Consider the following 22,024-nt stretch of genomic DNA (forward strand, 5'->3'; position numbering starts at 1 on the left):
GGCACACCGGCAGCCATGCCCCGGCTCTTCGGCACCGACGGCGTCCGCGGACTCGCCAACGGCGAGACCATCACCGCGGACCTCGCCCTGCGCCTGGCCCAGGCCGCCGCGCACGTGCTCGGCCAGGACGCGCGGGATTCCGGACGACGACCCACCGCGGTCGTCGCCCGGGATCCCCGCGTCTCCGGCGAGTTCATCGCGGCGGCCGTGGCCGCCGGCCTCGCGAGCTCCGGCGTCGACGTGTTCGACGCCGGGGTCATCCCGACGCCGGCCGCCGCCTACCTCATCGCGGACGTCCACGCCGACTTCGGCGTGATGATCTCCGCGTCGCACAACCCCGCCCCCGACAACGGGATCAAGATCTTCGCCGCCGGCGGCCGCAAGCTCGCGGACGAGCTCGAGGACCGCATCGAGGCGCAGCTGAGCCAGCCCGTCCTGCTCCCCACGGGAGCCGACGTCGGCCGCATCCGCCGCTTCGCCGACGCCGAGGACCGCTACGTCCTCCACCTGCTCGGCACGCTGCAGCACCGGCTCGACGGGATCCACGTGGTCCTCGACTGCGCGCACGGCGCCGCCGCGGGCATCAGCCCCGAGGTCTTCACGGACGCGGGCGCCCGCGTGACCGTCATCGGCAACGACCCCGACGGCATGAACATCAACGACCGGGTCGGATCCACGCACCTCGACCTGCTCGCGGACGCCGTCCTCGCGCACGGCGCCGACGTGGGCATCGCGCACGACGGCGACGCCGATCGCTGCCTCGCGGTCGACCACACCGGCCAGATCATCGACGGCGACCAGATCATGGCCGTCCTCGCGCTCTCCATGGCCCGCCGCGGACTGCTCGCGGAGCGCACGCTGGTGGCCACGGTCATGAGCAACCTCGGCCTCCGCATCGCCATGGCCGAGAACGACGTCACCGTCCTGCAGACGCGCGTGGGCGACCGCTACGTGCTCGAGGCCATGAACGAGGGCGGCTACTCCCTCGGCGGCGAGCAGTCGGGCCACCTCGTCATCGCGGAGCACGCGACGACCGGCGACGGCATCCTCACGGGCATCCAGCTGCTCGGCGAGATGGCGGCCACGGGCAAGACCCTCCGCGAGCTCGCGTCCGTCATGACCGTGTACCCGCAGGTGATGATCAACGTCCGCGGCGTCGACCGCGAGCGCGTGGGCGACGACGCGGAGCTCGCCGCCGCGGTCGCGCGCGCGGAGGCGGAGCTCGGCGACACCGGGCGCATCCTCCTGCGCGCGTCGGGCACCGAGCCGATGATCCGCGTGATGGTGGAGGCCGCCGACCAGGTGACCGCCGAGCGTCACGCGCAGCAGCTCGCCGCGCTCGTCACGGAGCGCCTCGCCATCTGACGCCCCACCGGCCGGCGGGGTCCGCGACGCCGTCGGCCGGGCGCGCCCGCCTCAGAGCTTGCGGAGCGCCACGCTCGTCACGGAGTGGTCCGCGCCCTTGCGCAGCACGAGCGTCGCGCGCGAGCGGGTCGGGCGGATGTTCTGCTCGAGGTTCGGCTCGTTGATGCTCGACCAGATCCGCCGCGCGTGCGCCACCGCCTCGTCCACGCTGAGGTCGGCGTAGCGGTGGAAGTACGAGCGCGGGTTGCTGAAGGCGCCGCGTTGGAGGCTCAGGAAGCGCTCCTCGTACCACTGCGCGATGTCGTGCGTGCGGGCGTCCACGTAGATGGAGAAGTCGAAGAGGTCGCTGACGGCGAGCTTCGCGCCCGAGGCCGAGGGCTGCAGGACGTTCAGGCCCTCGATGATGAGCACGTCCGGCTGCCGCACGACGACCTCGGCGCCCGGCACGATGTCGTAGGCGAGGTGCGAGTAGAACGGCGCGCGCACCTCGGGGACGCCGCTCTTCACCTGCGTGACGAACCGCAGCAGCGCACGCCGGTCGTACGACTCCGGGAAGCCCTTCCGCTCCATGAGGCCGCGGCGCTCGAGCTCGGCGTTCGGGTGCAGGAAGCCGTCGGTGGTCACGAGCTCGACGCGCGGGGTGTCGTCCCAGCGGGCGAGCATCTCGCGCAGAAGGCGCGCGACCGTGGACTTGCCGACGGCCACGGATCCCGCGACGCCGATGACGAACGGCGTGCTCTTGGCGCGCTCGCCGAGGAACGCGCTCGTCTCGCGGTGGAGCTTCTTGGTGCCGGAGACGTAGAGGTTGAGCAGCCGGCTGAGCGGGAGGTAGACGTCGCCGACCTCGCGCATGTCGAGCCGGTCGCCGATCCCGCGCAGCTGCACGACCTCCGTCTCCCGGAGCGGGAGGTGCGTGGCGGGGGCGAGGGCGGCCCAGTCGGCCCGGGCGATCTCCACGAACGGGGAGACGTTGCCATGGCTCGTCGGGTGTCCCGTCGCGGTGTCTGGCATGGCCATCCCATCCTACGGCGGGGCTCGGGCGGCGTCCGGGCCGCGGGGGCGCGCCGCGGCGCCGGGCGCGCAGGGGAACCCGATCCGGACGACTAAAGTGGTGCCCCATGTGCGGAATCGTGGGATACGTCGGTGAGTCCAAGAGCCTCGAGGTGCTCCTCGGGGGGCTGCGGAGGCTCGAGTACCGGGGTTACGACTCCGCGGGGGTCGCGGTCCTCGACGCCGACGGCACGCTCGGCGTCCGCAAGCGCGCCGGCAAGCTCGACCGCCTCCTGGAGGACCTCGAGGCGTCGCCGCTGCCGAACGGATCCACCGGCATCGGCCACACCCGCTGGGCGACCCACGGCGGCCCGACCGACCGCAACGCGCACCCGCACCTGGGCGACGACGGCAAGCTCGCCCTCATCCACAACGGCATCATCGAGAACTTCGCGGAGCTCAAGGACGACCTCCTCGCGGACGGCTACGAGTTCCACAGCGACACCGACACCGAGGTCGCCGCGCAGCTGCTCGGCCGCGAGTACGGCATCACGCACGACCTCGAGCAGGCGTTCCGCAACACCGTGAGCCGCCTCGAGGGCGCGTTCACGCTCCTCGCGGTGCACCGCGACCAGCCCGGCCTCGTGGTCGGCGCGCGTCGCAACTCGCCGCTCGTCATCGGCCTGGGCGAGGGCGAGAACTTCCTCGGATCCGACGTCGCGGCCTTCGTGGAGTTCACGCGCCGCGCGGTCGCCATCGGCCAGGACCAGATGGTCGCCATCCGACCCGACTCCGTCACGGTCACCGACTTCCACGGCGCGCCCGTCGAGACGCACGAGTTCGAGATCGCCTGGGACGCCTCCGCATCCGAGAAGGGCGGCTGGTCGAGCTTCATGGCGAAGGAGATCAGCGAGGGCCCGGACGCCGTGGCGAACACGCTGCGCGGCCGCATCGTCGACGGCGTCGTCGTGCTCCCCGACCTCGACGCGATCGGCGAGGTCGACCTCGCCGACATCTCGCGCATCGTCATCGTCGCGTGCGGCACGGCCGCGTACTCCGGCATCCTCGGCAAGTACGCCATCGAGAAGTGGGCCCGCGTCGCCGTCGAGGTGGAGCTCGCGCACGAGTTCCGCTACCGCGACCCGGTGCTCGACGCGACGACGCTCGTCATCTCCATCAGCCAGTCGGGCGAGACCATGGACACGCTGCTCGCCGTCCGCTACGCCCGCGAGGCCGGGGCGCGCGTGCTGTCCATCTGCAACACGCAGGGCGCCACGATCCCGCGCGAGTCCGAGGCGGTCGTCTACACGCACGCCGGTCCCGAGGTGGCGGTCGCGTCGACCAAGGCGTTCGTCGCGCAGGTCGCCGCGCTCTACCTCTTCGGCCTGCACCTCGCGCGCATCCGCGGCACGCTGTCGGCCGACGAGATCGTCGAGAACACCGAGGAGCTGCTCGCGGTCCCCGAGAAGCTCCAGGCCGTCGTGGAGCAGGGCGAGAAGATCAGCCAGCTCGCCGGGTGGATGGCGGACACGCGCGCCGTCCTCTTCCTCGGTCGCAACGTGGGCTTCCCCGTCGCGCTCGAGGGCGCGCTGAAGCTCAAGGAGCTCGCGTACATCCACGCGGAGGGCTTCGCCGCGGGCGAGCTCAAGCACGGGCCCATCGCGCTCATCGAGCCGGGCCAGCCCGTGTTCGTCATCGTCCCGAGCCCGGTGCACCAGCTCGCGCTGCACAAGAAGGTCATCTCCAACATCGAGGAGATCCGCGCGCGCGGCGCCCGGGTCATCGCGATCGCCGAGCAGGGTGACGCGTTCGTCCTCCCGCACGCCGACGAGGTCATCCCGATCCCGCTCGCCGCGCCGCTGTTCGAGCCGCTGCTCGCGGTCACGCCGCTCCAGATCTTCGCGATGGAGCTCGCGGCGGCCAAGGGCCTCGACGTCGACCAGCCGCGCAACCTCGCGAAGTCCGTCACCGTCGAGTGACCGGCCGCGCGTGATCAGGGGCATCGGCGTCGACGTCGTCGACGTCGTGCGCTTCGCCCGGAGCGCCGAGCGCACGCCGGGCCTCGTGCCGCGCCTGTTCGCGCCGGACGAGCGCCCCCTGCCCGCGCGCTCGCTGGCGGCGCGGTTCGCGGCCAAGGAGGCGCTGATCAAGGCGCTCGGCGGACCGGGCGGCATCAGCTGGCAGGACATGGAGGTCGTGCGCGACGACCACGGCGATCCGTCGTTCCGGGTGCGCGGCGCCGTGGCAGAGGTCGCGGCCGCGCGCGGCGTGACGCGCATCCACCTGAGCATGAGCCACGACGCCGGCCTCGCGACCGCGTTCGTGGTGACCGAGGGGGAGGGCGCATGACCGACGAGGCCACCGTCCAGCTCCCCGCGGCCCTCCGCCGCGAGGCGCGCATCGACGCCGGCGCCATCTCCGCGAACGTCCGCACCCTGCGCGCCACCACGGGCGCGCCGCTCGTCATGGCCGTGGTCAAGGCCGACGGCTACGGGCACGGCGCGGTCGCGTCCGCGCGCGCGGCGCTGGCGGGCGGGGCCGACCGGCTCGGCGTCGTCGACATCCGCGAGGCGCTCGCGCTGCGGGCGGCGGGCATCGAGGCGCCGATCCTCACCTGGATGCACGCGCCCGGCGCCGACTTCGCCGCCGCGATCGCGCAGGGCGTCGACCTCGGCCTCAGCAGCCTCCGTCAGGTGCGGGAGGCCGCCGCGGCCGCGCGCGCGATCGGCCGGCCCGCCGAGATCCACGTCAAGGTCGACACCGGGCTCGGCCGCAACGGCGTCACGCCGGCGGAGTGGCCGGGCGTCGTCGCGGAGGTCGCGCGGCTCGTCGACGAGGGCGCGCTGCGGCTGGGCGGCGTCTTCAGCCACCTCGCCAACGCCGGCGCCGAGGAGGACCTCGCGCAGGTGCGCGCGTTCGAGGCGGCCCTCGACAGGGTGCGGTCCGCGGGGCTCGAGCCCGGCATCCGCCACCTCGCCGCCACCGCGGGAGCACTGCGCGTGCCCGAGGCGCGGTTCGACATGGTGCGTCTCGGCATCGGGATCTACGGCATCTCCCCGCTCGACGGCGTCACCTCGGCCGACCTCGGCCTCGTGCCCGCGATGACCCTCGTCGGCAGCGTCGTCGCGGTCAAGCGCGTGCCCGCCGACACGGGCGTCTCCTACGGCTACACCTACCGCACCACCCGGGCCACGACCCTGGCGCTCGTCTCGCTCGGCTTCGCCGACGGCGTGCCGCGCCTCGCCAGCAACCGCGCGCCCGTCGCGATCCACGGCGCCCGCTTCCGGGTGAGCGGCCGGATCGCCATGGACCAGTTCGTGGTCGACGTGGGCGACGGCCTGATCGACGGGCGGCAGGTGGCCGTGGGCGACGACGCCGTGCTGTTCGGGGATCCGGCCACCGGCGCCCCCTCGGTGGAGGAGTGGGCCGAGGCGACCGGCACCATCGGCTACGAGATCGTCACGCGCGTCGCCGGCCGCGTGACCCGGAGGCTCGTCCCATGACCGGATCCGCGCACGCCGCCGCGGCTGCTTCCGCTGCCGCCCCGCTCGCTCCCGCCGCCCCGCAGGCCCCCGGCCGCCGCGCCGTGGTCGACCTCGACGCGATCCGCCACAACGTCCGCACGCTCGCGGCGCTCGCCGCCCCCGCCCGCACGATGGTCGCCGTGAAGGCCGACGCGTACGGCCACGGCGCCCTGCAGGTCGCGCGCGCCGCCCTCGAGGCCGGGGCCGAGAGCCTCGCGGTGCTCGACGTCGCGTCCGCGGTCGAGCTGCGTCGCGCCGGGATCACCGCCCGCCTCCTCGCCTGGCTGCACGGGGTGGACACCGACTTCCGCGTCGCGGTCGAGGAGGGCATCGACCTCGGCGTCTCGGCGCTGTGGGAGCTGGAGCGCATCGCCGCGGCCGGCCGCGCCACGGGGATCCGCGCCCGCGTGCACCTCAAGGCCGACACCGGGCTCAGCCGCAACGGCGCCACCCCCGAGATGTGGCCCGACCTCGTGCGCGCGGCCGTCGCCGCCGACGCCGCGGGCGAGCTCACGCTGCACGCGCTCTGGTCGCACCTCGCCGACGCCTCGCCCGAGGACGACGACGCCGCGCTCGCCCGCTTCCACGAGGCCGTCCGCGTGGCCGAGGAGCTGGGCGCGCGGCCGGTCGAGAAGCACCTGGCGGCGAGCTCCGCCGGGATCCGCCTGCCCGCCGCCCGCTTCGACATGGTGCGCTTCGGCATCGCCGTCTACGGCATCTCCCCGTTCGACGACCGCTCGGGCCGCGACCTCGGCCTGATCCCGGCGATGACGCTCGAGGCCGAGGTCGTCTCCGTGAAGCGCGTCGAGGCGGGGCAGGGCGTCTCGTACGGCCTCGACCATCGCACCGCCAGCCCCTCGACGCTGGCGCTCGTGCCGCTGGGCTACGCCGACGGGATCCCGCGCATCGCCGGCCCTCGCGCCTCGGTGCTCCTGAACGGCCGCCGCTTCCCGATCGCCGGGCGCATCGCCATGGACCAGCTCGTGCTCGACGTGGGCGACCTGCCCGTCGCGGTCGGCGACACCGCCGTGATCCTCGGCACGGGCGACCGCGGCGAGCCCACGGCCGAGGAGTGGGCCGGCTGGGCCGAGACCATCGGCGACGAGATCGTGACGCGCGTCGGGCCGCGCGCGGACCGGGTCCACCTGCACGCGCGCGACGCATCGGCCGCGACCGGAGCGGCCTCCGCCGACGAGGTCCTCTCCGACGAGCTCGTCCCCGTCCCCACCCCGGACGCGATGGAGGAGCTCGGCCGCGCCTTCGCCGGCGAGCTCGGCGCGGGCGACCTCGTCGTCCTCTCCGGCCCGCTCGGCGCCGGCAAGACCACCTTCACGCGGGGGCTCGGCGCGGGTCTCGGCGTCCGCGGTCCGGTCACGAGCCCCACGTTCGTGCTCGCCCGCACGCACCCGAGCCTCGTCGACGGGCCGCCGCTCGTGCACGTCGACGCCTACCGCCTCGCCGACGCCCGCGAGCTCGACGACCTCGACATCGACTTCGCGCGCTCCGTCGTGGTGGTCGAGTGGGGCGAGGGCAAGCTCGACGGCGTCGCCGAGGAGTGGTGGGACCTCCACATCGCGCGGCCCACGGGCGCCGGCGACGTCCACGCGGACGACGCCGCGGACGACGGCGAGGAGCCCGCGGATCCCGACGACGCCCCCGAGGAGCCGCGCACCGTCCGGGTCCGCCGTCTGCGCGCGCGCCCCCGCGCCTAGACTCATCCAGTGCTCCTCGCGATCGACACCTCCGCCGGAACGGGCGTCGCCGTGATCGACCCCGACGGCCGCGTGCTCGCCGAGCGCCAGGAGGCCGACACCATGCGGCACGCCGAGGTCATCGGCACCCTCCTCGACGAGTGCCTCTCCGCGTCCGGCGTCGAGCGCTGCGACATCCGCGCCGTCGTCGCCGGCATGGGCCCGGGTCCCTTCACGGGCCTCCGCGTCGGCATCGCCGCGGCCCGCGTGCTCGCGACCGGCCTCGACGTCCGCGTGATCCCGGTCGTCAGCCACGACGCCGTGGCGCACGACCACTACGCGGCGGGCGCCACCGGATCGCTCGTCGTCGTCACCGACGCCCGCCGCCGGGAGCTGTACTGGTCGGTCTACCGCGCCCCCGTCGACGGCGGCGTCGCCGAGCGCACCGCGGGTCCCGGCCTCAGCAAGCCGGACGACGTGCCGGCCGCGGACCACCGCATCGACGCCGCCGGGATCCGCGCCGCCTCCCTCGCGCAGGTCGCCCGCCGCATGGACGAGCTCGACCTGCCCTTCGCCGTCGACGAGGCCCTGTACCTCCGCTCGCCCGACGTCACGGTGTCGACCGGCCCGAAGCGGGTCACGTCGTGACCGTCCTGTTCCGCCCGGCGACCATCGACGACCTCGCCGCGCTCATGCACCTGGAGACGACCACGTTCGTCACCGACGCGTGGTCGTCCGACGCGATGCGCGGCGAGCTCACCTCCCGTCACAGCTGGTACGTCGTGGCTGCCGACGAGGCCGACGGCGGGATCCTCGGCTACGCCGGCTTGTCCTGCCCGCGGGGGGCGCAGGCGGCCGACGTGCAGACCATCGCCGTCGCCGAGTCCGCCCGGGGCCGCGGCATCGGCCGCGCGCTGCTCACGCGCCTCGTCGCCGAGGCCCACGCCCGCGGCGCGCGCGAGGTGCTGCTGGAGGTGCGCGCGGACAACCCTGTCGCCCAGGCGCTCTACACCTCGCTCGGCTTCGAGCCCATCGCCGTCCGCCCGCACTACTACCAGCCCGACGACGTGGACGCGGTCGTGATGCGCGTCGCCCTCGGCGGCACCCCGCCGTCCGTCTCCGAGCCCCGCGAGGCCACGGCCCCCGCCACCGGCGGCCCCGGAGTCGGCACGGAGGCGCGAGCCGACGACGACGCCTGCGTCGACGAGGACGAGTGCGACGCGACCGCCGGCCCCCTCGTCCTCGGCATCGAGACCTCCTGCGACGAGACGGGCATCGGCATCGTCCGCGGCCAGACCCTCCTCGCCAACGTCATCTCCAGCTCCATGGACGAGCACGCGCGCTACGGCGGCGTCGTGCCCGAGGTCGCGGCCCGCGCGCACCTCGAGGCGCTGACCCCGGCCATCGACGCGGCCCTCGAGGACGCCGGCGTCACGCTCCGCGAGCTCGACGCGATCGCGGTCACCGCAGGCCCCGGCCTCTCGGGCGCGCTGATGGTGGGCGTCGGCGCGGCGAAGGCGCTCGCCGTGGCCCTCGACATCCCGCTGCACGGCGTCAACCACCTCGTCGGCCACGTCGGCGCCGACCTGCTCAGCCTCGACGGCGGATCCGGCCGCCCGCTCGAGACCCCGTCCATCGCGCTCCTCGTCTCCGGCGGACACACCTCGCTGCTGCTCGTGCGCGACCTGGTCGACGACGTCGAGCTCCTCGGCGAGACCATCGACGACGCCGCGGGCGAGGCGTTCGACAAGGTCGCCCGCATCCTCGGCCTGCCGTACCCCGGCGGCCCGCACATCGACCGGGTCGCGGCCGACGGCGACCCGAGGGCGATCCGCTTCCCCCGCGGCCTCTCCCTCCCCAAGGACATGGAGCGCCACCGCTACGACTTCTCGTTCTCCGGTCTCAAGACCGCGGTCGCCCGCTGGGTCGAGAAGCGCCAGGACGCGGGCGAGCCCGTGCCGGTCGCCGACGTCGCCGCGAGCTTCCGCGAGGCCGTGGTCGATGTGCTGCTCACGAAGGCCGTCGCCGCGTGCGTCGACCACGGGATCCCGCGCCTGCTGCTGGGCGGCGGCGTCGTCGCGAACGCGCGCGTGCGGGAGCTCGCGGCGGAGCGGTGCGCGGCCGCGGGCATCGAGCTGCGCATCCCGCCGCTGTCCCTCTGCACCGACAACGGCGCGATGATCGCGGCCCTCGGCGCCCGCCTCATCACCTCCGGGCGTGCGCCGTCCGGCCTCGCGTTCGGCGCCGACTCCACGCTCCCCGTCACCGTCGTGCAGGTCGGCTGAGCCGGCGCACTGCAGCGACGCGCCGTGCGCATTGCATCCATTGCGCGCGTCCTCTCGCGCCGGGCCCGGAACACGGTATGTTCCCAGGGACGAAAGGAACCACCATGACCGATCCGCAGAATCCGGACCGCTCCTCCGACGACTTCCCGCCCGCACCGAGCCAGCCCTCCTACCCGGCGGCGCCCGCGGCCGGATCCGGCTCGCCCTACGCGGCCCCCTACCAGCCCGGCCAGGGCGGTGCGCCCAAGAAGGGCCTCGCCATCACCTCGCTGGTGCTCGGCATCGTGTCGCTGGTGCTCTCGATCCCCCTCTGGTTCCTCACGTTCTTCGTGGGCATCGCGGCGATCGTCACGGGTGTCCTCGCGCGCAAGCGCAACCCCGGCACCAAGGGCTTCTGGCTCACCGGCCTCATCCTCGGCATCGTCGGCGTGCTGGTCAGCGTGCTGATCGGCATCTTCGCGCTCGTGGTCCTCAACGCCATCAGCACCGGCCAGATCAACGGCACGCCGATCCCGATGCCGTCCGGGCGCTAGCACGCACCACCGCATCACACGCGCGGCCGTCCCCTCGGGGCGGCCGCGTCGTCGTGTCCGGGCAGCGGCCCGGCGGTCGGGCGTCAGCCCGCGTGCACCCCGTGCCGGTCCGCCAGGATCGCCACGCGCCGCCCGCCCACGCGCGTCGCGATGAGCGTCGCCGACGCGTCGCCCTTCAGCTGCAGGCGGGTCCGCAGCCGCGCCGGATCCACGTCGACTCCGCGCTTCTTGATCTCGAGCGTCCCGATGCCGCGCGCCCGCAGCTCGCGCTTCAGCCGCTGCTCGTCGAGCGGGAGCACCTCGCGCACCCGGAAGCCGCGCGCGAACGGCGTCGCCTGCTCCCGGTCCGCGGTGATCCAGGCGATCCCCTCGCCCACCATCCGCCCGTCGAGCGAGCGCGCGAGGTCGCCGATGAGGCGCGCGCGGATCACGGCGCCGTCCGGCTCGTACAGGTGCTCGCCGAGCTCGCCGAGCTCCGCGTCCGCGCTGTCGGCCGCCGCGGTGAGCTCCGCGTGCGACCCGCCGCTGATCACGAGCGCCGCCCGCCGCACGCCGTCCCGCCGCGTCGGCCCGAACCACAGGCCCATCTCCACGGCCTGCCCGTCGACCGACACCCACTGCGCCTCCGCCTCCGCCGGGATGAGGTCGCGGTCGAGGCCCGGGCCGAGCTTGATGCCGGCGGCGCGCCCCGACGCCCGCTCGAACGCGGCGGTGAGCGTGGGGGAGTAGGCGTCCGGATCCGAGATGCGCCGCGTCGACGAGTGCCCCTCCGTGCGCCGCGCCGGATCGAGGTAGACGCCGTCCACGCGACCCGCGTCGAACGCCTCGGCTGTGCCCTGCTCGACGACCGCCTCGGGGAACGGCGCGAGGTTCCAGCCGGCGATCGCCGCGGTCACCTCGTCGCGCTCGACCGCTGTGACGCGGATCCCGATGGCCGCCATCGCCATCGCGTCCCCGCCGATCCCGCAGCCGAGGTCGGCGACGTGCGCGACGCCGGCCTGCTGGAAGCGGCCCGCGTGCTGCGCGGCGACCGGCAGCCGGGTGGCCTGCTCGAGCCCGGCCTCCGTGAACAGCATGCGCTCGGCGAAGTCGCCGAACTTCCCCCGCGCCTTCGCGCGCAGGCGGGACTGCGTGAGCACCGCGCGCACCCGCTCGGGGGAGTGGCCCTCGGCGCGCAGGGCGCTCACGATCCGCACGGCGTCATTGCCGGGCTGAGGCTCGGGCAGGGAGTCGAGCAGGCGGAGCCCCTCGAGGGAGAGGACCTCGCGGAGGTCGGTCTGATCCATCCGCCCACCGTATCGGGGCCGCTCCCCACCGATTGGCACTCGCGTTGCGCGAGTGCAAGCGCGGCCCGTAGAATCTCACCTGGCACTCTCCCCCGGAGATTGCCAATGAAGTCTTGTCCCTTAGTCACGAAGGAAGAGGTCAACCGTGTCGGTCTCCATCAAGCCGCTCGAGGATCGCATCGTCATCCAGCAGGTCGAAGCCGAGCAGACCACCGCGTCTGGTCTGGTCATCCCCGACACCGCCAAGGAGAAGCCCCAGGAGGGCGAGGTCGTGGCCGTGGGCCCCGGCCGCATCGACGACAACGGCAACCGCGTCCCCCTCGACGTCGCCGTCGGCGACAAGGTCATCTACTCCAAGTACGGCGGCACCGAGGTCAAGTACGACGGCAAGGACCTCCTCGTCCTCTCCGCGCGCGACGTGCTCGCCGTCATCGAGCGCTGACGCTCCGCACGCAGCGACACCGCACCACGCACCATCGCACCACGCGAGAGCCCGGCCGACACGTTCGGCCGGGCTCTCGTGCGTGCGGGGCCGACGGTCGCACGCCGATGCCCTCAATGGGATCCCGCAGCTGTGGGGGAACACCGACCGGGTGCCTGGGATCTGTGACACTCGTCGAGTGCATGCCGTCCCGATCCTCGCCACCTCCGCTCTACTCGCCCTCGCCTCCGACGACTCAGCGAGCCGCAGCCTGCTGGCCTCCGCTGTCACCGCGGCCCTCATGGGCCTGGTCTTCCTCGGAGTGGGTGCTCTGGCGTATTCCGGTGTGTGGCGATGGTGGGCCCGCATGAAGCGCCCCATCGTCACCATGTTCTACTTCCCGTACTTGCCCTTGGCGATCGGCTGGATGGGCGTGGGTCTTCTGATCATCGGTGCTTTCATCCTCTTCCCGCCAGCCGCTCGCTTGCCCGTCATCTACCTCGGGATCTTCGTGGAGATCCTCGCGGTGTGCAGCGCCATGTGGATGCCTCGTGCGCTCCTGCCTCGGTGGTACCGGGCCGCGAAGGGGCTGGACGGAAGCACGTCGAGCGATCGTCGCTACCCGATCTCGGCGGGCAGCCCGTCGCCGACGCAAGCGGGGGCTGGACCGGCCGCTCAGGGCGGCGCGTCCGGGAAAGACGAGACCGCTGTCAATGACGCGGTCAGCCGGACGTTCGGCTCGGCGGACTGAGCCGAGGCTGACGTGGAGGAGATCGTCTGCTCACGGACGCTGTCGTGATGCGATCGGCCGCAGGAGTAGTCCACGCCCTCGTCGTCGCGGGAGGTGCCCCGAGCGGCGACACGTCTGCTTCGATCTACGTCGAGTCCTTCCTCGTCGGTGTGGTGATGGTGGCGATCGGGGTGGTCGCGTACACGGGGCTCTGGCGTGCGTGGTCGAGGACCCGGTACACCTATCCTTTGGGAATCGGTGTCATGGGAGTGGGAGCCCTCGCCGTATCCGCCGGCAGAGTGCTCCCACCCTTCCTCAGCTCGGTCTTCCTGTACCTCGGGCTGGGCATCGGCGTGGTGGGTGCCATGTCGATGATCGGGGTCCCGAGGGTCCTGCTCCCTGCGTGGTACCGAGCGCGGATGGACATGGACTCTGATCGGAACGGTGAGGACCCGGTCGATCGGCCCTGAACGGCCCCGGCGATCGACGTGACATGCGCTGGCAAGTGTGGAAGCTCGGTCGAGTCGATCACCTGGACCCTATTGCTGGCGAATGCCCTCTCGCCTCAGCAGGTGAGGTGGAAAGGTGCTCAGGCTGTGGGCGACAGCCGGCGCAATTCCCACCATCTGCGAGGCTCAGCAGGTGCTCCCGTTCCGGTCGTCTCCTGCGTATTCATTCAGAGCGATGCTGAGCGAGACGAGCGGCGCGAGCGGAGGCATGTCCTCCCTCGGCATCGCGGCTGAAGGACTCGTGATGGCCATCGTGTTTCTCGCCATCGGGCTGCTGGCATTCTCCGGACTGTGGAGGTGGTGGGCTCGCTTGAAGCCCCCTGTGGTGAGCATCTACTACTTCCCGTATCTGCCGCTCGGCATCGGGTGGATGGGGGTGGGCTACGCGGTCATGGCTCCAGGGTTGTTCCTGCCTCCGGCGATCGAGATGCCGGTCATCTACCTCGGCGTGGCGATCGTGTTTCTCGGCTTGATCGGTATGCGCTTCATGCCCCGGGCACTCCTGCCTCGGTGGTACAGGGCCGCGAAGGGCCTCGACCGCCGAGCGGCGGATGCGTCTCTAGGCGCCACATTCTCACGCGACTCGCCCAACGGGCGGGCGGGCGACGAGCGCGCATGCCCGGGTGCTGAGTCGCCGACGGGGACACGAGACGGCGTCGCGATGGAAGAAGTGATGAGGAAGGCCTTCGGGTCATCCGACTGAGTCGAGGTGTCGCTCCTCTCGCGCCCGGGAGGCGCCCATGCGTGCGTCGCTTCGGAAGGGACATCGAGCGGCGGCGAGACGCCTACATCGATGACTCTCCGGTGGGGCCCGTTCGTCGAGGTGATGGCTCGGAGCCGAGCCCGATGTCGACACCTTTTCCGGGGTCGGAGGAGGCGCGCACGAGGGTTGTGATCCTGAGCGACCGCCGGCTCTCGAGGGCAGGGGGTGTGGGGGACGGCCGACGGGGTTCCCCCGATTTGTGAGACTCGGCAGGTGCTGCTGCTTCTGCTCCCGATCTCCGCTTCGTCATCCTCGACCGCGATCGTCGGCATGACGAGTGCCTCGAGCCAGGACGCGTCTTCCCTTGGCATAGCGGCCCGGTTGCTCGTCCCGGCGATCGTCTTCCTCACTGTGGGTGCTCTCGCCTACTCCGGTCTTTGGAGGTCGTGGGCTCGGTGGAAGCCACCTGTGGTGAGCATCTACTACTTCCCGTACCTACCGTTGGGCATCGGCTGGACGGGAGTGGGCCTTCTCCTCGGGGCTGTGGCGCTCGTCCTGCCTCCTCCGGCTCAGATGCCGGTTGCATTCCTCGTAGTAGCCATCGTGGTGCTAGGCCTGATCGGCATGGGGTTCATGCCCCGCGTGCTCCTGCCTCGGTGGTACAGGGCCGCGAAGGGCCTCGACCGCCGAGCGTCGGAGTCATCTCGAGGTGCTGCTGTCTCACGCGATGCGTCCGCTGTGCGGTCGACCGTCGCGGGTTCGGAGCAGGACGCCCCGTCGCCGAAGGGGACACGAGACGGCGTCCCCTTGGAAGAAGTGATGAGGAAGACGTTCGGCTCAGCTGACTGATCGAGTCCTCGCGAAGGGTGCGGCGGCCCTACGTGCGAGATTCGGCCGCTCAGGGCGCTGAGCGGACTGCCTCACGTTCCGGCTCCCCCCCCAGAGCGGAAGTAGCTCGACGCCTCCCCTGTGCACAAGAGCGGTGCCGAACTCCTACCGCGTGTAAGGCTCCGCCCGTGTCCAGAATCTCGCCGATCATGCTTGCCTCGATTGCTACCGTCTCTCCTATCGTCGCGTCCGTCAGCGGTCGTCGTCACTTCGCGGCGGGACACCGGCCCACTGTGACGAACTCGTCCTCCTGGGAAGGCCGCGCGGCATGACCGGGCAGACCAGCGGCAACGGCTGGAGGATCGATCCCGACACGGTGAGGACCGTCCTCACCGCCACGCGCAATGACCTGTCCGGGCTGGACACCGCCAAGGCGGCAGTCACGAAGGCCATCGAAGGTGCCTCTGCTGTCGTCGGACCCAAGACAGCGGCAGCGCTCGCCCTCATCAGCGGGAATCCTCTCCTGTCCCAGATCGCCGCGGTCGACTCCGCAGTGGGCAAGGTCATCGACCAGACGCAGCTCGCCCTTGACGCCTACACCCAAGGCGACGACGAGATGGCCACCAACCTCTCCCAGGGGGCGGGCCGATGACGTCATCCGACCCCGCGGACCGGCTGTCGGACATACCGAGCGCGGCCGATGTCGAGACTGCGGCTGCCGCCTTCGACAAGATCGGCGCGGCGATGGACGAGGCCATGCAGTCAATCACCCGCTCATGGTCAGGCCTCTCGGCTGTCGACGTATTCGACACCCCTGACTCCGCACGACTATTCGATGCCCTCTCCTCCGCGCAGACGCTCTCGAGGACCCTTGGTGAGGATGCCGCCGCGGCGAAAGCGGCGCTCCTCGCCTATTCGACGTCTCTCGCCGACCTGCCGGCCAAGCGCAAGGAGGCGGCGGATTCCCTGGCGGCGGACAAATCATCCGAGGTTGCCACCGCGATTCCGCTCGCCCCGGGCATCATCGACGGATTCAACAACGAAGTCGACCATGCCGACGAGGAATGTGCAGAGGCTCTGCTCAAGCTGACGCGATACGCAGGCGATGCGCTCGTGGATGCGGTGCAGGGGATCGGCGAGACGCTGGAGCAGCCGGCCCTGAAGCTCGGGATCGATGGTGGTACGGACCTCATTAAGGATTCGCCGAAGGTCAAAGACGCATTTCACGCCGTGACGGACTTATTGGGGATCACGGAACAAGACGGCAACCACACTGCGGAGCCAGTCGTCGACGGCGCGCAACCTGCCTCTGAGCGTCTGACTGCGGCGGGCGACGAGGCCCTGGGTAGGCGTGTCGCCGAAGTCGGTGCTGCGGGGGAAGGAATCGCCCGAGGCTTAGGGGCCGCAGGCGTGCTGGTATCGGGTGCGGCGGCATTCGCCAATACGTACGACCACGATGAGGCGGAACATCCCGACTGGAATCCTACCGAGCGGGCCACACACGCGACGACGCATGCTGCGGTAGTTGCGGTAGGAGGAGTGGCGGGCAGCATAGTCGGCGGCGAGATAGGCACAGTCGCCGGAGAAGGCCTGGGCGCTGTGGTCGGCAGTGCAGTCTTTCCTCCGCTGGGTACCGTGGTCGGTGCGGAGATCGGTGGTTTCCTCGGCGGCCTTGCCGGAGGATATATCGGCGATAAAATAGGATCGACTTCAGGAGAGGGCTTCACCAACTTCGTTGATCACTTCTTCGGATGACGCGCGCGAGGCGATACGGCTACTTGAGTACTGAGAAAGCGATGAAATGACAGAGGACTGGACGGGCATCGAGACCCCGTGGCTGCACATGGAGATGCCCCCGACGTGGGAGAGGCTGCCGTCAGATGATGACCGCGCCGTCGCCATCGCGAACCCGAGCACGCCCGACGAGGGATTCCGGGCGAACGTCATCGTCGTGGTGCGCGCCTCGACGGAGACCGTGATCCAGCTCGGCGCGCGGAGCATCGCGGAGGGCCTGGTGTACCCGGGCTGGTCGCACGTGGTCTCGGACTCCGAATGGCGGCGTCCCGACACGACCGGGCGCGTGGTGAACTTCGTCCATGAGACCGCCGGGAGGTGCGTCGCCGTGACGCGCTCCGCGCTGGTCACCGGCTCGCACGTCCTCGAGGTGACGGCGAGCTGCGACATCGTCGACCGCTTGCGCTTCGAGGATCTGTTCAAGACGATCGCGCGCACTGCGCGAGTGGCGGTGCAGGCATGACCGATATCAGGCTGGACGAAGAGGCCGTGGCGCGCGGCGACGGCAGGCCGTTCGAGCTGGTCACCCGCGTCGCCGGGATGCAGCCGTACCCGGCCAGCTCGATCCTGCTCAGCCCGGCGGCCTGGGAGAAGCTGTGGTCGATCCGCAGGCGCGGGATCTTCGCGCGTCTCGGCGGCGACCCCGCGGAGGTGGCGGAGCTGTCCCGTGCGGGTCTGCTCGACCGGAGGGGTGGCCTGTCGGTGGCGAGCGAGGACCTCTTGCGTGTCCGCGCAACCGCGGTCCTCAACTTCGGCGGCACGGCAGACGCGCACGGCAAGCGGCGCACCTTCACCGGGTGGTACGTCGGCCGTGAAGCGCTCGTCGCCGCGGAGATCCCTCAAGAAGACGGATCGACGGTCATGTCCATCCACCGCACGACCTTCTCCGCGTCGCTGGGCCTGCTCATCTCGTGGCTCCGGATCGGGCCGGCATGGACCTTCGGCCATGACATCGGCGACGGCACGCACGATGCCGCTGCGGTGAAGCAGCGCATCGATGCGGCGCCGGATGACGAGATCCCGCTTCCCTCGGATGCCAGCCAGAGCACGACGCGAGCATGGCGCGCGGGCGAGTGGACCAGCTACTACGTCGGGTCTCCCGCCGCGGACATGGCGTTCCACCGGATCCGGACCGGAGAGGTCGGCTGGTTCAAGCCGGAGGAGCTGCCGGACGGCCGCGTCAGGCTGGCACCCGAGTCACCCCTCGACGTCATGCGCGACGTCGTCGGCCTGTTCCTGCAGGCGGTGCGCGCGACGCGCTGACGGAGGCCGGTTCATTCGCGCTGGCGGCGGCATCGCGACTCGGGCATCCATGACGTTGCAGGTCGGAGTGAGTGCACAAGGTGAGGGGAACCGGATGTCCACCCACGATGAAGCCCTGACGCCGGATTGGGCGACGGTCGAGAGCGCGCTGGCGACGGTCGAGATCCCCGACTTCTGGGAGGCTCTGCCCTCCGAGGACGACCGTGTGCTCACGGTCGCCGAGCGCACCGGCCGGAAGAGCACCTTCCGGGCGAACATCGTGGTGGTAGTGCGCCCTTCCATCGAGACGGTGGAGCAGCTGGGTGCGCGTTCGGTCGCCGAGGCGCTGGCGCTCCCGGGCTGGTCCCATGTCGTGGCCGACAAGGAGTGGCTGTACCCGGGGCTCACGGGGCGCTACGTCAAGTTCCTCTACGAGGCGTCCGGGGTGTGCGTGGAGGTCACGCGCCGAGCTCTCGTCACCGAAACCCAGGTGATGGAGGTCACCGCCAGCTGCGACGTCATGGACACGCTGCAGTTCGAGGTCGTGTTCAGCCGGATATCGCGCACCGCACAGCTGAAGGGCATCGCATGATCGACATCGCATTGGATGACGAGGCGAGCTCCCAGAACGAGGGCAAGCCCTTCGAGCAGCTCGTCGGCGTCGCGTCCCAGCAGCCTTTCCCGCTCGGCGAGATGCGGATGAGCCGCGCTGCCTGGGATCAGTTGTGGCTCATCAGGCGACGCGGCATCTTCGCCCGGGTCGGACGAGCCCCGGGCGTGACCGACGAGCTCCGCGCCCTCGGCCTCCTCGATCGACTCGGCGGGCTGACCACCGCGGGAGAGGGTCTGCTGCGCGTCCGTGCGACCGCGAAGATCGTGTTCGGGGTGCTCGCGGACACCGGCGGACGACGCCGGATCCTCAACAGCTGGTACTCCGGCAGGGAGGCCTTGGTCGTCGCCGAGCTCCCCCTTCCCGACGGCTCCACCGTCATGTCCGTCCACTCCACGACCATGTCGGCGTCCTTCGGCCTCCTCATCTCCTGGATGCGCATCGGTCCCGCGTGGGCCTTCCCCCACGGAGAAGGGCGGGGCGAGTTCGACGCTGACCTGATCACCCACCGCATCGACGCGGCGCCCGGCAACGAGCCGGCAGTCCCCGAAGGCGCGAGCGGGATGACCGCCCGAGCCTGGGCTGCCGGGGAGTGGACCCGATACACCGTCGCCTCGCCCCAGGCCGGCATCAAGTACGAGGCCATCCGGACAGGCGACGTCGGCTGGTTCCAGCCGGAGGACCTGCCGGACGGACGCGTGCGACTCGCCGTCGTGTCCGGCACCGATGTGATGCGGAGCGCCCTCGAGCTGTTCTTCGACACCATGGCCGCTCTCCGCAGGTGAGGCCGCGGCAAGAGTGCGCTCGGGTGACGCGTGGACCAGTCGCGGAGCACCTCTCGGACCGCTCGAGCGCGCGCTAGCCTCACGGATGTGACACCCGAACCGTGCGACACCCCCACCCGCACCGGCCTCCTCGCGGCGATCGGCGCCTACGGTCTCTGGGGCGTCCTGCCGGTCTTCTTCCTCCTGCTGGTGCCGGCGGGCGCGTTCGAGATCGTCGGCTGGCGGATCCTCTTCTCGCTCGTCGTGTGCGCCCTGGTCATCACGCTCGCGCGGCGGTGGCCGCACCTGGTCGCCATCGCGCGGCAGCCGCGGCTCCTGTTCGGCCTCGCCCTCGCCGGGCACCTGATCCTCGTCAACTGGACCGTCTACGTGTACGGCACGCTGTCCGGCCACGTGGTCGAGACCGCGCTCGGCTACTTCATCAACCCGATCGTCACGGTGCTGCTCGGCGTGATCCTCCTGCGCGAGCGCCTGCGTGCGCTGCAGTGGGCGGCGGTCGGCCTGTCCGCGGTCGCGGTGGCGGTCATCGCGATCGGCTACGGGCAGCTGCCGTGGGTGTCGCTCGCGCTCGCCGGGTCCTTCGGCCTCTACGGGCTCGTGAAGAAGCGCGTCAGCGGGGGAGCGGACGCGCTCTCCGGGCTCGCGCTCGAGACCGCGTGGCTCGTGCCCGCGGCGACGGTGATGCTCGTGATCACGGGCGCGGGCGCCGGCCTCACCATCGGCACGGTCTCGCTCGGGCACACGCTGCTCCTCGTGAGCACGGGCGTGGTCACGGCCGGCCCGCTCCTCCTGTTCGGCTTCGCCGCGGGTCGGCTCCCGCTCTCCGTCATCGGCCTCACGCAGTACCTGGCGCCGCTGCTGCAGTTCGCGTTCGGGGTGTTCGTGCTGCACGAGGCGATGCCGCCCGAGCGCTGGGCCGGCTTCGCGATCGTGTGGGCGGCGCTCGTGCTGCTCACCGTGGACATGCTCCGGGCGTCTCGTCGGCCGGGTATGGCGTCGACGCCCATCCGGAGGGAACCGGCGGTCGTCGACGGCATCTGATGCGGATCCCGTCGCGCATCGCGCGAACGGTAACGATCCGGTCGCGTTACACGACGGAAATGCCGATGCATTGTGCCCGTCTCATCCGCGCCCTAGGGTCGCACCAGGCGAGGCGCGCATTCGCGGGCCTCATGCACCACATTCCCGAGCATCACCACACACATCCATAAGGAGCACCATGAGCGCATTCGGCAGGGTCTCGTCCTCCCGCTCACGATCTGCCCGCACAGCCCTCAGCGCGGTGACCATCGCGGTCGCCGGCGCCCTCGTCCTCGCCGGCTGCTCCGGCGGCGGCGGCAGCGGCGGCACCACCGCGAGCGGCGACCTGGACCTCAAGATCGGCACGATCCTGCCGCAGACGGGCTCCCTCGCCGTGCTCGGCCCGCCCGAGATCGCGGGCGTCGGGCTCGCCGAGAAGGACATCAACGATGCCAAGGCCGGCATCCAGGTGACCGTCACCGACAAGGACTCGGGCGACACCACGACCGACATCGCCAGCCAGTCGGCCACCTCGCTCATCGCGGACGGCAACAGCGCCATCATCGGCGCGGCGTCCTCCGGCGTCTCGAAGACCTTCATCGACCAGGTGACCCAGGCCGGCGTCGTCCAGCTGTCGCCCGCGAACACCTCGCCCGACTTCTCGACCTACAAGGACGACGGATACTTCTGGCGCACCGCCCCCTCGGACGTGCTCCAGGGCCGCATCCTCGGCAACAAGATCCTGAAGGACGGCAAGACCAACGTCTCGATCCTCTACATGAACGACGCCTACGGCACGGGCCTCGAGGCGAACATCAAGAAGACGCTCGAGGACAACGGCGCCACCATCGCGGCCGAGCAGGTGTTCGAGCCGTCCGCGACGGACTTCAACAGCGCCATCACGTCCGTGCTCGCGCCGAACCCCGACGCGCTCGTCGTGATCTCGTTCGACGAGGTCAAGACCATCGCCGACCAGCTCGCGTCGAAGGGCTTCGACTTCAACAAGTTCTACGGCACGGACGGGAACTACGGCATCATCACCGAGGCCGACACCAACGTCGACATCGCGGGTGCGCAGTTCACGAACCCCGGCGTCGAGGCCAAGGAGGACTTCCAGTCCCGCCTCCAGGACATGGTGAAGGCCGAAGGCGACCCCGCCCTCACGGTCTTCAGCTACTCGGCCGAGTCGTACGACGGCACCGTGCTCCTCGCGCTCGCCGCTCTCCAGGGCAAGAGCACCGACGGCGCGACGCTGAAGGCCAACCTGAAGTCGGTCTCCGAGGGCGGCACCAAGTGCGAGTCGTTCGCCGACTGCGCGAAGCTCATCAAGGAGGGCACCGACATCGACTACGACGGCCTCTCCGGCCCGATCACGTTCGATGACAACGGCGACCCGACCGAGGCGTACGTCTCCGTCTACAAGTACGGCCAGGGCAACACGCGCACCTTCTCCGAGCAGGTCTACGGCAAGCTGAACTAGCACCCGCACCACGCACTGCTGAGGGCCCGGTCCGCATGGACCGGGCCCTCCGGCGTGCTCGGGGTGGAGCCGAGGCCCCGCGGGCGTGCGGCGGCGTCCACCGCGGCGATCGCGGGATCACCCACCGGCCCGTGCGCCTCGCCGTCGACGTGCTCCCGCTCCCCGCCCCCCGACACGACGACGCGGCACCCCCGGAGGGATGCCGCGTCGCGTGGTGCGGGAGGGCGG

General features: G+C 71.5%; 22 protein-coding genes. 20 read left to right on the forward strand and 2 right to left on the reverse strand.

From position 1 onward, the window contains the following. Nucleotides 1-15 precede the first annotated feature (15 nt). Nucleotides 16-1,365 carry a phosphoglucosamine mutase gene (gene glmM, locus AWH51_RS03920; protein WP_063070818.1) on the forward strand — a complete coding sequence of 450 codons (1,350 nt, stop codon included), beginning with the start codon at nucleotides 16-18 and terminating at the stop codon, nucleotides 1,363-1,365. Between the two features lie 51 nt (nucleotides 1,366-1,416). Here glmM and coaA read toward each other — a convergent pair whose 3' ends face one another. Next, a complete protein-coding gene (gene coaA / locus AWH51_RS03925) occupies nucleotides 1,417-2,376 on the reverse strand; it encodes a type I pantothenate kinase (RefSeq protein ID WP_063070861.1) in 960 nt (319 codons plus the stop codon). A 107-nt stretch (nucleotides 2,377-2,483) separates the two neighbouring features. Between coaA and glmS the strand changes: the two genes are divergently transcribed. The 7 genes from glmS to AWH51_RS03960 all read left to right on the forward strand — a co-directional run bounded on the left by glmS (nucleotide 2,484) and on the right by AWH51_RS03960 (nucleotide 10,388). Then, on the forward strand, nucleotides 2,484-4,334 hold the full coding sequence (gene glmS / locus AWH51_RS03930; protein ID WP_063070819.1) for a glutamine--fructose-6-phosphate transaminase (isomerizing): 1,851 nt from the start codon (nucleotides 2,484-2,486) through the stop codon (nucleotides 4,332-4,334). Nucleotides 4,335-4,344: 10 nt separating this feature from the next. Beyond that, the gene (locus AWH51_RS03935; protein ID WP_063070820.1) at nucleotides 4,345-4,704 is read left to right on the forward strand and encodes a holo-ACP synthase; all 360 of its coding nucleotides are present in this window, start codon (nucleotides 4,345-4,347) and stop codon (nucleotides 4,702-4,704) included. Then, a complete protein-coding gene (gene alr, locus AWH51_RS03940; protein WP_063070821.1) occupies nucleotides 4,701-5,858 on the forward strand; it encodes an alanine racemase in 1,158 nt (385 codons plus the stop codon). The genes AWH51_RS03935 and alr (AWH51_RS03940) overlap by 4 nt, the downstream gene beginning before the upstream one ends. Beyond that, nucleotides 5,855-7,591, forward strand: a complete 1,737-nt coding sequence (alr, locus tag AWH51_RS03945; protein ID WP_063070822.1) for an alanine racemase — start codon at nucleotides 5,855-5,857, stop codon at nucleotides 7,589-7,591. Before alr (AWH51_RS03940) ends, alr (AWH51_RS03945) begins: the two co-directional genes overlap by 4 nt. Before the next feature lie 9 nt (nucleotides 7,592-7,600). Then, the gene (gene tsaB / locus AWH51_RS03950) at nucleotides 7,601-8,218 is read left to right on the forward strand and encodes a tRNA (adenosine(37)-N6)-threonylcarbamoyltransferase complex dimerization subunit type 1 TsaB (protein WP_063070823.1); all 618 of its coding nucleotides are present in this window, start codon (nucleotides 7,601-7,603) and stop codon (nucleotides 8,216-8,218) included. After that, nucleotides 8,215-9,855 (forward strand): tRNA (adenosine(37)-N6)-threonylcarbamoyltransferase complex transferase subunit TsaD, encoded by a 1,641-nt coding sequence (tsaD, locus tag AWH51_RS03955; RefSeq protein WP_063070824.1) that lies wholly within the window; start codon nucleotides 8,215-8,217, stop codon nucleotides 9,853-9,855. Before tsaB ends, tsaD begins: the two co-directional genes overlap by 4 nt. A gap of 104 nt (nucleotides 9,856-9,959) precedes the next feature. Then, a complete protein-coding gene (locus AWH51_RS03960; protein ID WP_063070825.1) occupies nucleotides 9,960-10,388 on the forward strand; it encodes a DUF4190 domain-containing protein in 429 nt (142 codons plus the stop codon). 83 nt (nucleotides 10,389-10,471) lie between these two features. Here AWH51_RS03960 and AWH51_RS03965 read toward each other — a convergent pair whose 3' ends face one another. Then, complete coding sequence (locus AWH51_RS03965; protein ID WP_063070826.1) at nucleotides 10,472-11,674, reverse strand: class I SAM-dependent methyltransferase; 1,203 nt, start codon at nucleotides 11,672-11,674, stop codon at nucleotides 10,472-10,474. 145 nt (nucleotides 11,675-11,819) lie between these two features. Here AWH51_RS03965 and groES point away from each other — a divergent pair, with 145 nt between their 5' ends. From groES to AWH51_RS04030, 12 genes are all read left to right on the forward strand, one after another. Next, nucleotides 11,820-12,116: a co-chaperone GroES gene (gene groES / locus AWH51_RS03970; RefSeq protein WP_063070827.1), complete on the forward strand. Its 297-nt coding sequence runs from the start codon at nucleotides 11,820-11,822 to the stop codon at nucleotides 12,114-12,116. A gap of 178 nt (nucleotides 12,117-12,294) precedes the next feature. Further along, complete coding sequence (locus AWH51_RS03975) at nucleotides 12,295-12,846, forward strand: hypothetical protein (RefSeq protein WP_063070828.1); 552 nt, start codon at nucleotides 12,295-12,297, stop codon at nucleotides 12,844-12,846. Between the two features lie 564 nt (nucleotides 12,847-13,410). Further along, nucleotides 13,411-14,037 (forward strand): hypothetical protein, encoded by a 627-nt coding sequence (locus AWH51_RS03985; RefSeq protein ID WP_063070830.1) that lies wholly within the window; start codon nucleotides 13,411-13,413, stop codon nucleotides 14,035-14,037. Between the two features lie 273 nt (nucleotides 14,038-14,310). Beyond that, on the forward strand, nucleotides 14,311-14,886 hold the full coding sequence (locus tag AWH51_RS03990) for a hypothetical protein (protein WP_131798097.1): 576 nt from the start codon (nucleotides 14,311-14,313) through the stop codon (nucleotides 14,884-14,886). 307 nt (nucleotides 14,887-15,193) lie between these two features. Then, nucleotides 15,194-15,517: a DUF6507 family protein gene (locus tag AWH51_RS03995; protein WP_063070832.1), complete on the forward strand. Its 324-nt coding sequence runs from the start codon at nucleotides 15,194-15,196 to the stop codon at nucleotides 15,515-15,517. Further along, nucleotides 15,514-16,620 carry a hypothetical protein gene (locus tag AWH51_RS16195; RefSeq protein ID WP_063070833.1) on the forward strand — a complete coding sequence of 369 codons (1,107 nt, stop codon included), beginning with the start codon at nucleotides 15,514-15,516 and terminating at the stop codon, nucleotides 16,618-16,620. Before AWH51_RS03995 ends, AWH51_RS16195 begins: the two co-directional genes overlap by 4 nt. A 46-nt stretch (nucleotides 16,621-16,666) precedes the next feature. Continuing rightward, entirely contained in the window at nucleotides 16,667-17,122 is a 456-nt protein-coding gene (locus AWH51_RS04005) for a hypothetical protein (RefSeq protein WP_063070834.1), read from the forward strand. Beyond that, a complete protein-coding gene (locus AWH51_RS04010) occupies nucleotides 17,119-17,922 on the forward strand; it encodes a hypothetical protein (protein ID WP_063070835.1) in 804 nt (267 codons plus the stop codon). Before AWH51_RS04005 ends, AWH51_RS04010 begins: the two co-directional genes overlap by 4 nt. Before the next feature lie 94 nt (nucleotides 17,923-18,016). Then, nucleotides 18,017-18,493: a hypothetical protein gene (locus tag AWH51_RS04015; protein WP_063070836.1), complete on the forward strand. Its 477-nt coding sequence runs from the start codon at nucleotides 18,017-18,019 to the stop codon at nucleotides 18,491-18,493. Beyond that, nucleotides 18,490-19,296 (forward strand): hypothetical protein, encoded by an 807-nt coding sequence (locus tag AWH51_RS04020; RefSeq protein ID WP_063070837.1) that lies wholly within the window; start codon nucleotides 18,490-18,492, stop codon nucleotides 19,294-19,296. The genes AWH51_RS04015 and AWH51_RS04020 overlap by 4 nt, the downstream gene beginning before the upstream one ends. Nucleotides 19,297-19,383: 87 nt before the next feature. Next, nucleotides 19,384-20,337, forward strand: a complete 954-nt coding sequence (rarD, locus tag AWH51_RS04025; RefSeq protein WP_063070838.1) for an EamA family transporter RarD — start codon at nucleotides 19,384-19,386, stop codon at nucleotides 20,335-20,337. A gap of 178 nt (nucleotides 20,338-20,515) precedes the next feature. Then, the gene (locus tag AWH51_RS04030; RefSeq protein WP_063070839.1) at nucleotides 20,516-21,796 is read left to right on the forward strand and encodes an ABC transporter substrate-binding protein; all 1,281 of its coding nucleotides are present in this window, start codon (nucleotides 20,516-20,518) and stop codon (nucleotides 21,794-21,796) included. The last annotated feature ends 228 nt before the right edge of the window (nucleotides 21,797-22,024 follow it).

The sequence above is a fragment of the Clavibacter tessellarius genome, from assembly GCF_001618005.1.
Lineage (GTDB): Bacteria > Actinomycetota > Actinomycetes > Actinomycetales > Microbacteriaceae > Clavibacter > Clavibacter tessellarius_A.

What these genes read in the sequence shown, in the direction of transcription:
- AWH51_RS03995 (WP_063070832.1), top strand. Translation starts at nt 15,194, where the DNA reads ATGACCGGGCAGACCAGCGGCAACGGCTGGAGGATCGATCCCGACACG.
- glmM (WP_063070818.1), top strand. Translation starts at nt 16, where the DNA reads ATGCCCCGGCTCTTCGGCACCGACGGCGTCCGCGGACTCGCCAACGGC.
- AWH51_RS16195 (WP_063070833.1), top strand. Translation starts at nt 15,514, where the DNA reads ATGACGTCATCCGACCCCGCGGACCGGCTGTCGGACATACCGAGCGCG.
- glmS (WP_063070819.1), top strand. Translation starts at nt 2,484, where the DNA reads ATGTGCGGAATCGTGGGATACGTCGGTGAGTCCAAGAGCCTCGAGGTG.
- AWH51_RS03965 (WP_063070826.1), bottom strand. Translation starts at nt 11,674, where the DNA reads ATGGATCAGACCGACCTCCGCGAGGTCCTCTCCCTCGAGGGGCTCCGC.
- coaA (WP_063070861.1), bottom strand. Translation starts at nt 2,376, where the DNA reads ATGCCAGACACCGCGACGGGACACCCGACGAGCCATGGCAACGTCTCC.
- alr (WP_063070821.1), top strand. Translation starts at nt 4,701, where the DNA reads ATGACCGACGAGGCCACCGTCCAGCTCCCCGCGGCCCTCCGCCGCGAG.
- AWH51_RS04020 (WP_063070837.1), top strand. Translation starts at nt 18,490, where the DNA reads ATGATCGACATCGCATTGGATGACGAGGCGAGCTCCCAGAACGAGGGC.
- AWH51_RS04005 (WP_063070834.1), top strand. Translation starts at nt 16,667, where the DNA reads ATGACAGAGGACTGGACGGGCATCGAGACCCCGTGGCTGCACATGGAG.
- alr (WP_063070822.1), top strand. Translation starts at nt 5,855, where the DNA reads ATGACCGGATCCGCGCACGCCGCCGCGGCTGCTTCCGCTGCCGCCCCG.
- AWH51_RS04015 (WP_063070836.1), top strand. Translation starts at nt 18,017, where the DNA reads ATGTCCACCCACGATGAAGCCCTGACGCCGGATTGGGCGACGGTCGAG.
- AWH51_RS04010 (WP_063070835.1), top strand. Translation starts at nt 17,119, where the DNA reads ATGACCGATATCAGGCTGGACGAAGAGGCCGTGGCGCGCGGCGACGGC.
- AWH51_RS04030 (WP_063070839.1), top strand. Translation starts at nt 20,516, where the DNA reads ATGAGCGCATTCGGCAGGGTCTCGTCCTCCCGCTCACGATCTGCCCGC.
- AWH51_RS03960 (WP_063070825.1), top strand. Translation starts at nt 9,960, where the DNA reads ATGACCGATCCGCAGAATCCGGACCGCTCCTCCGACGACTTCCCGCCC.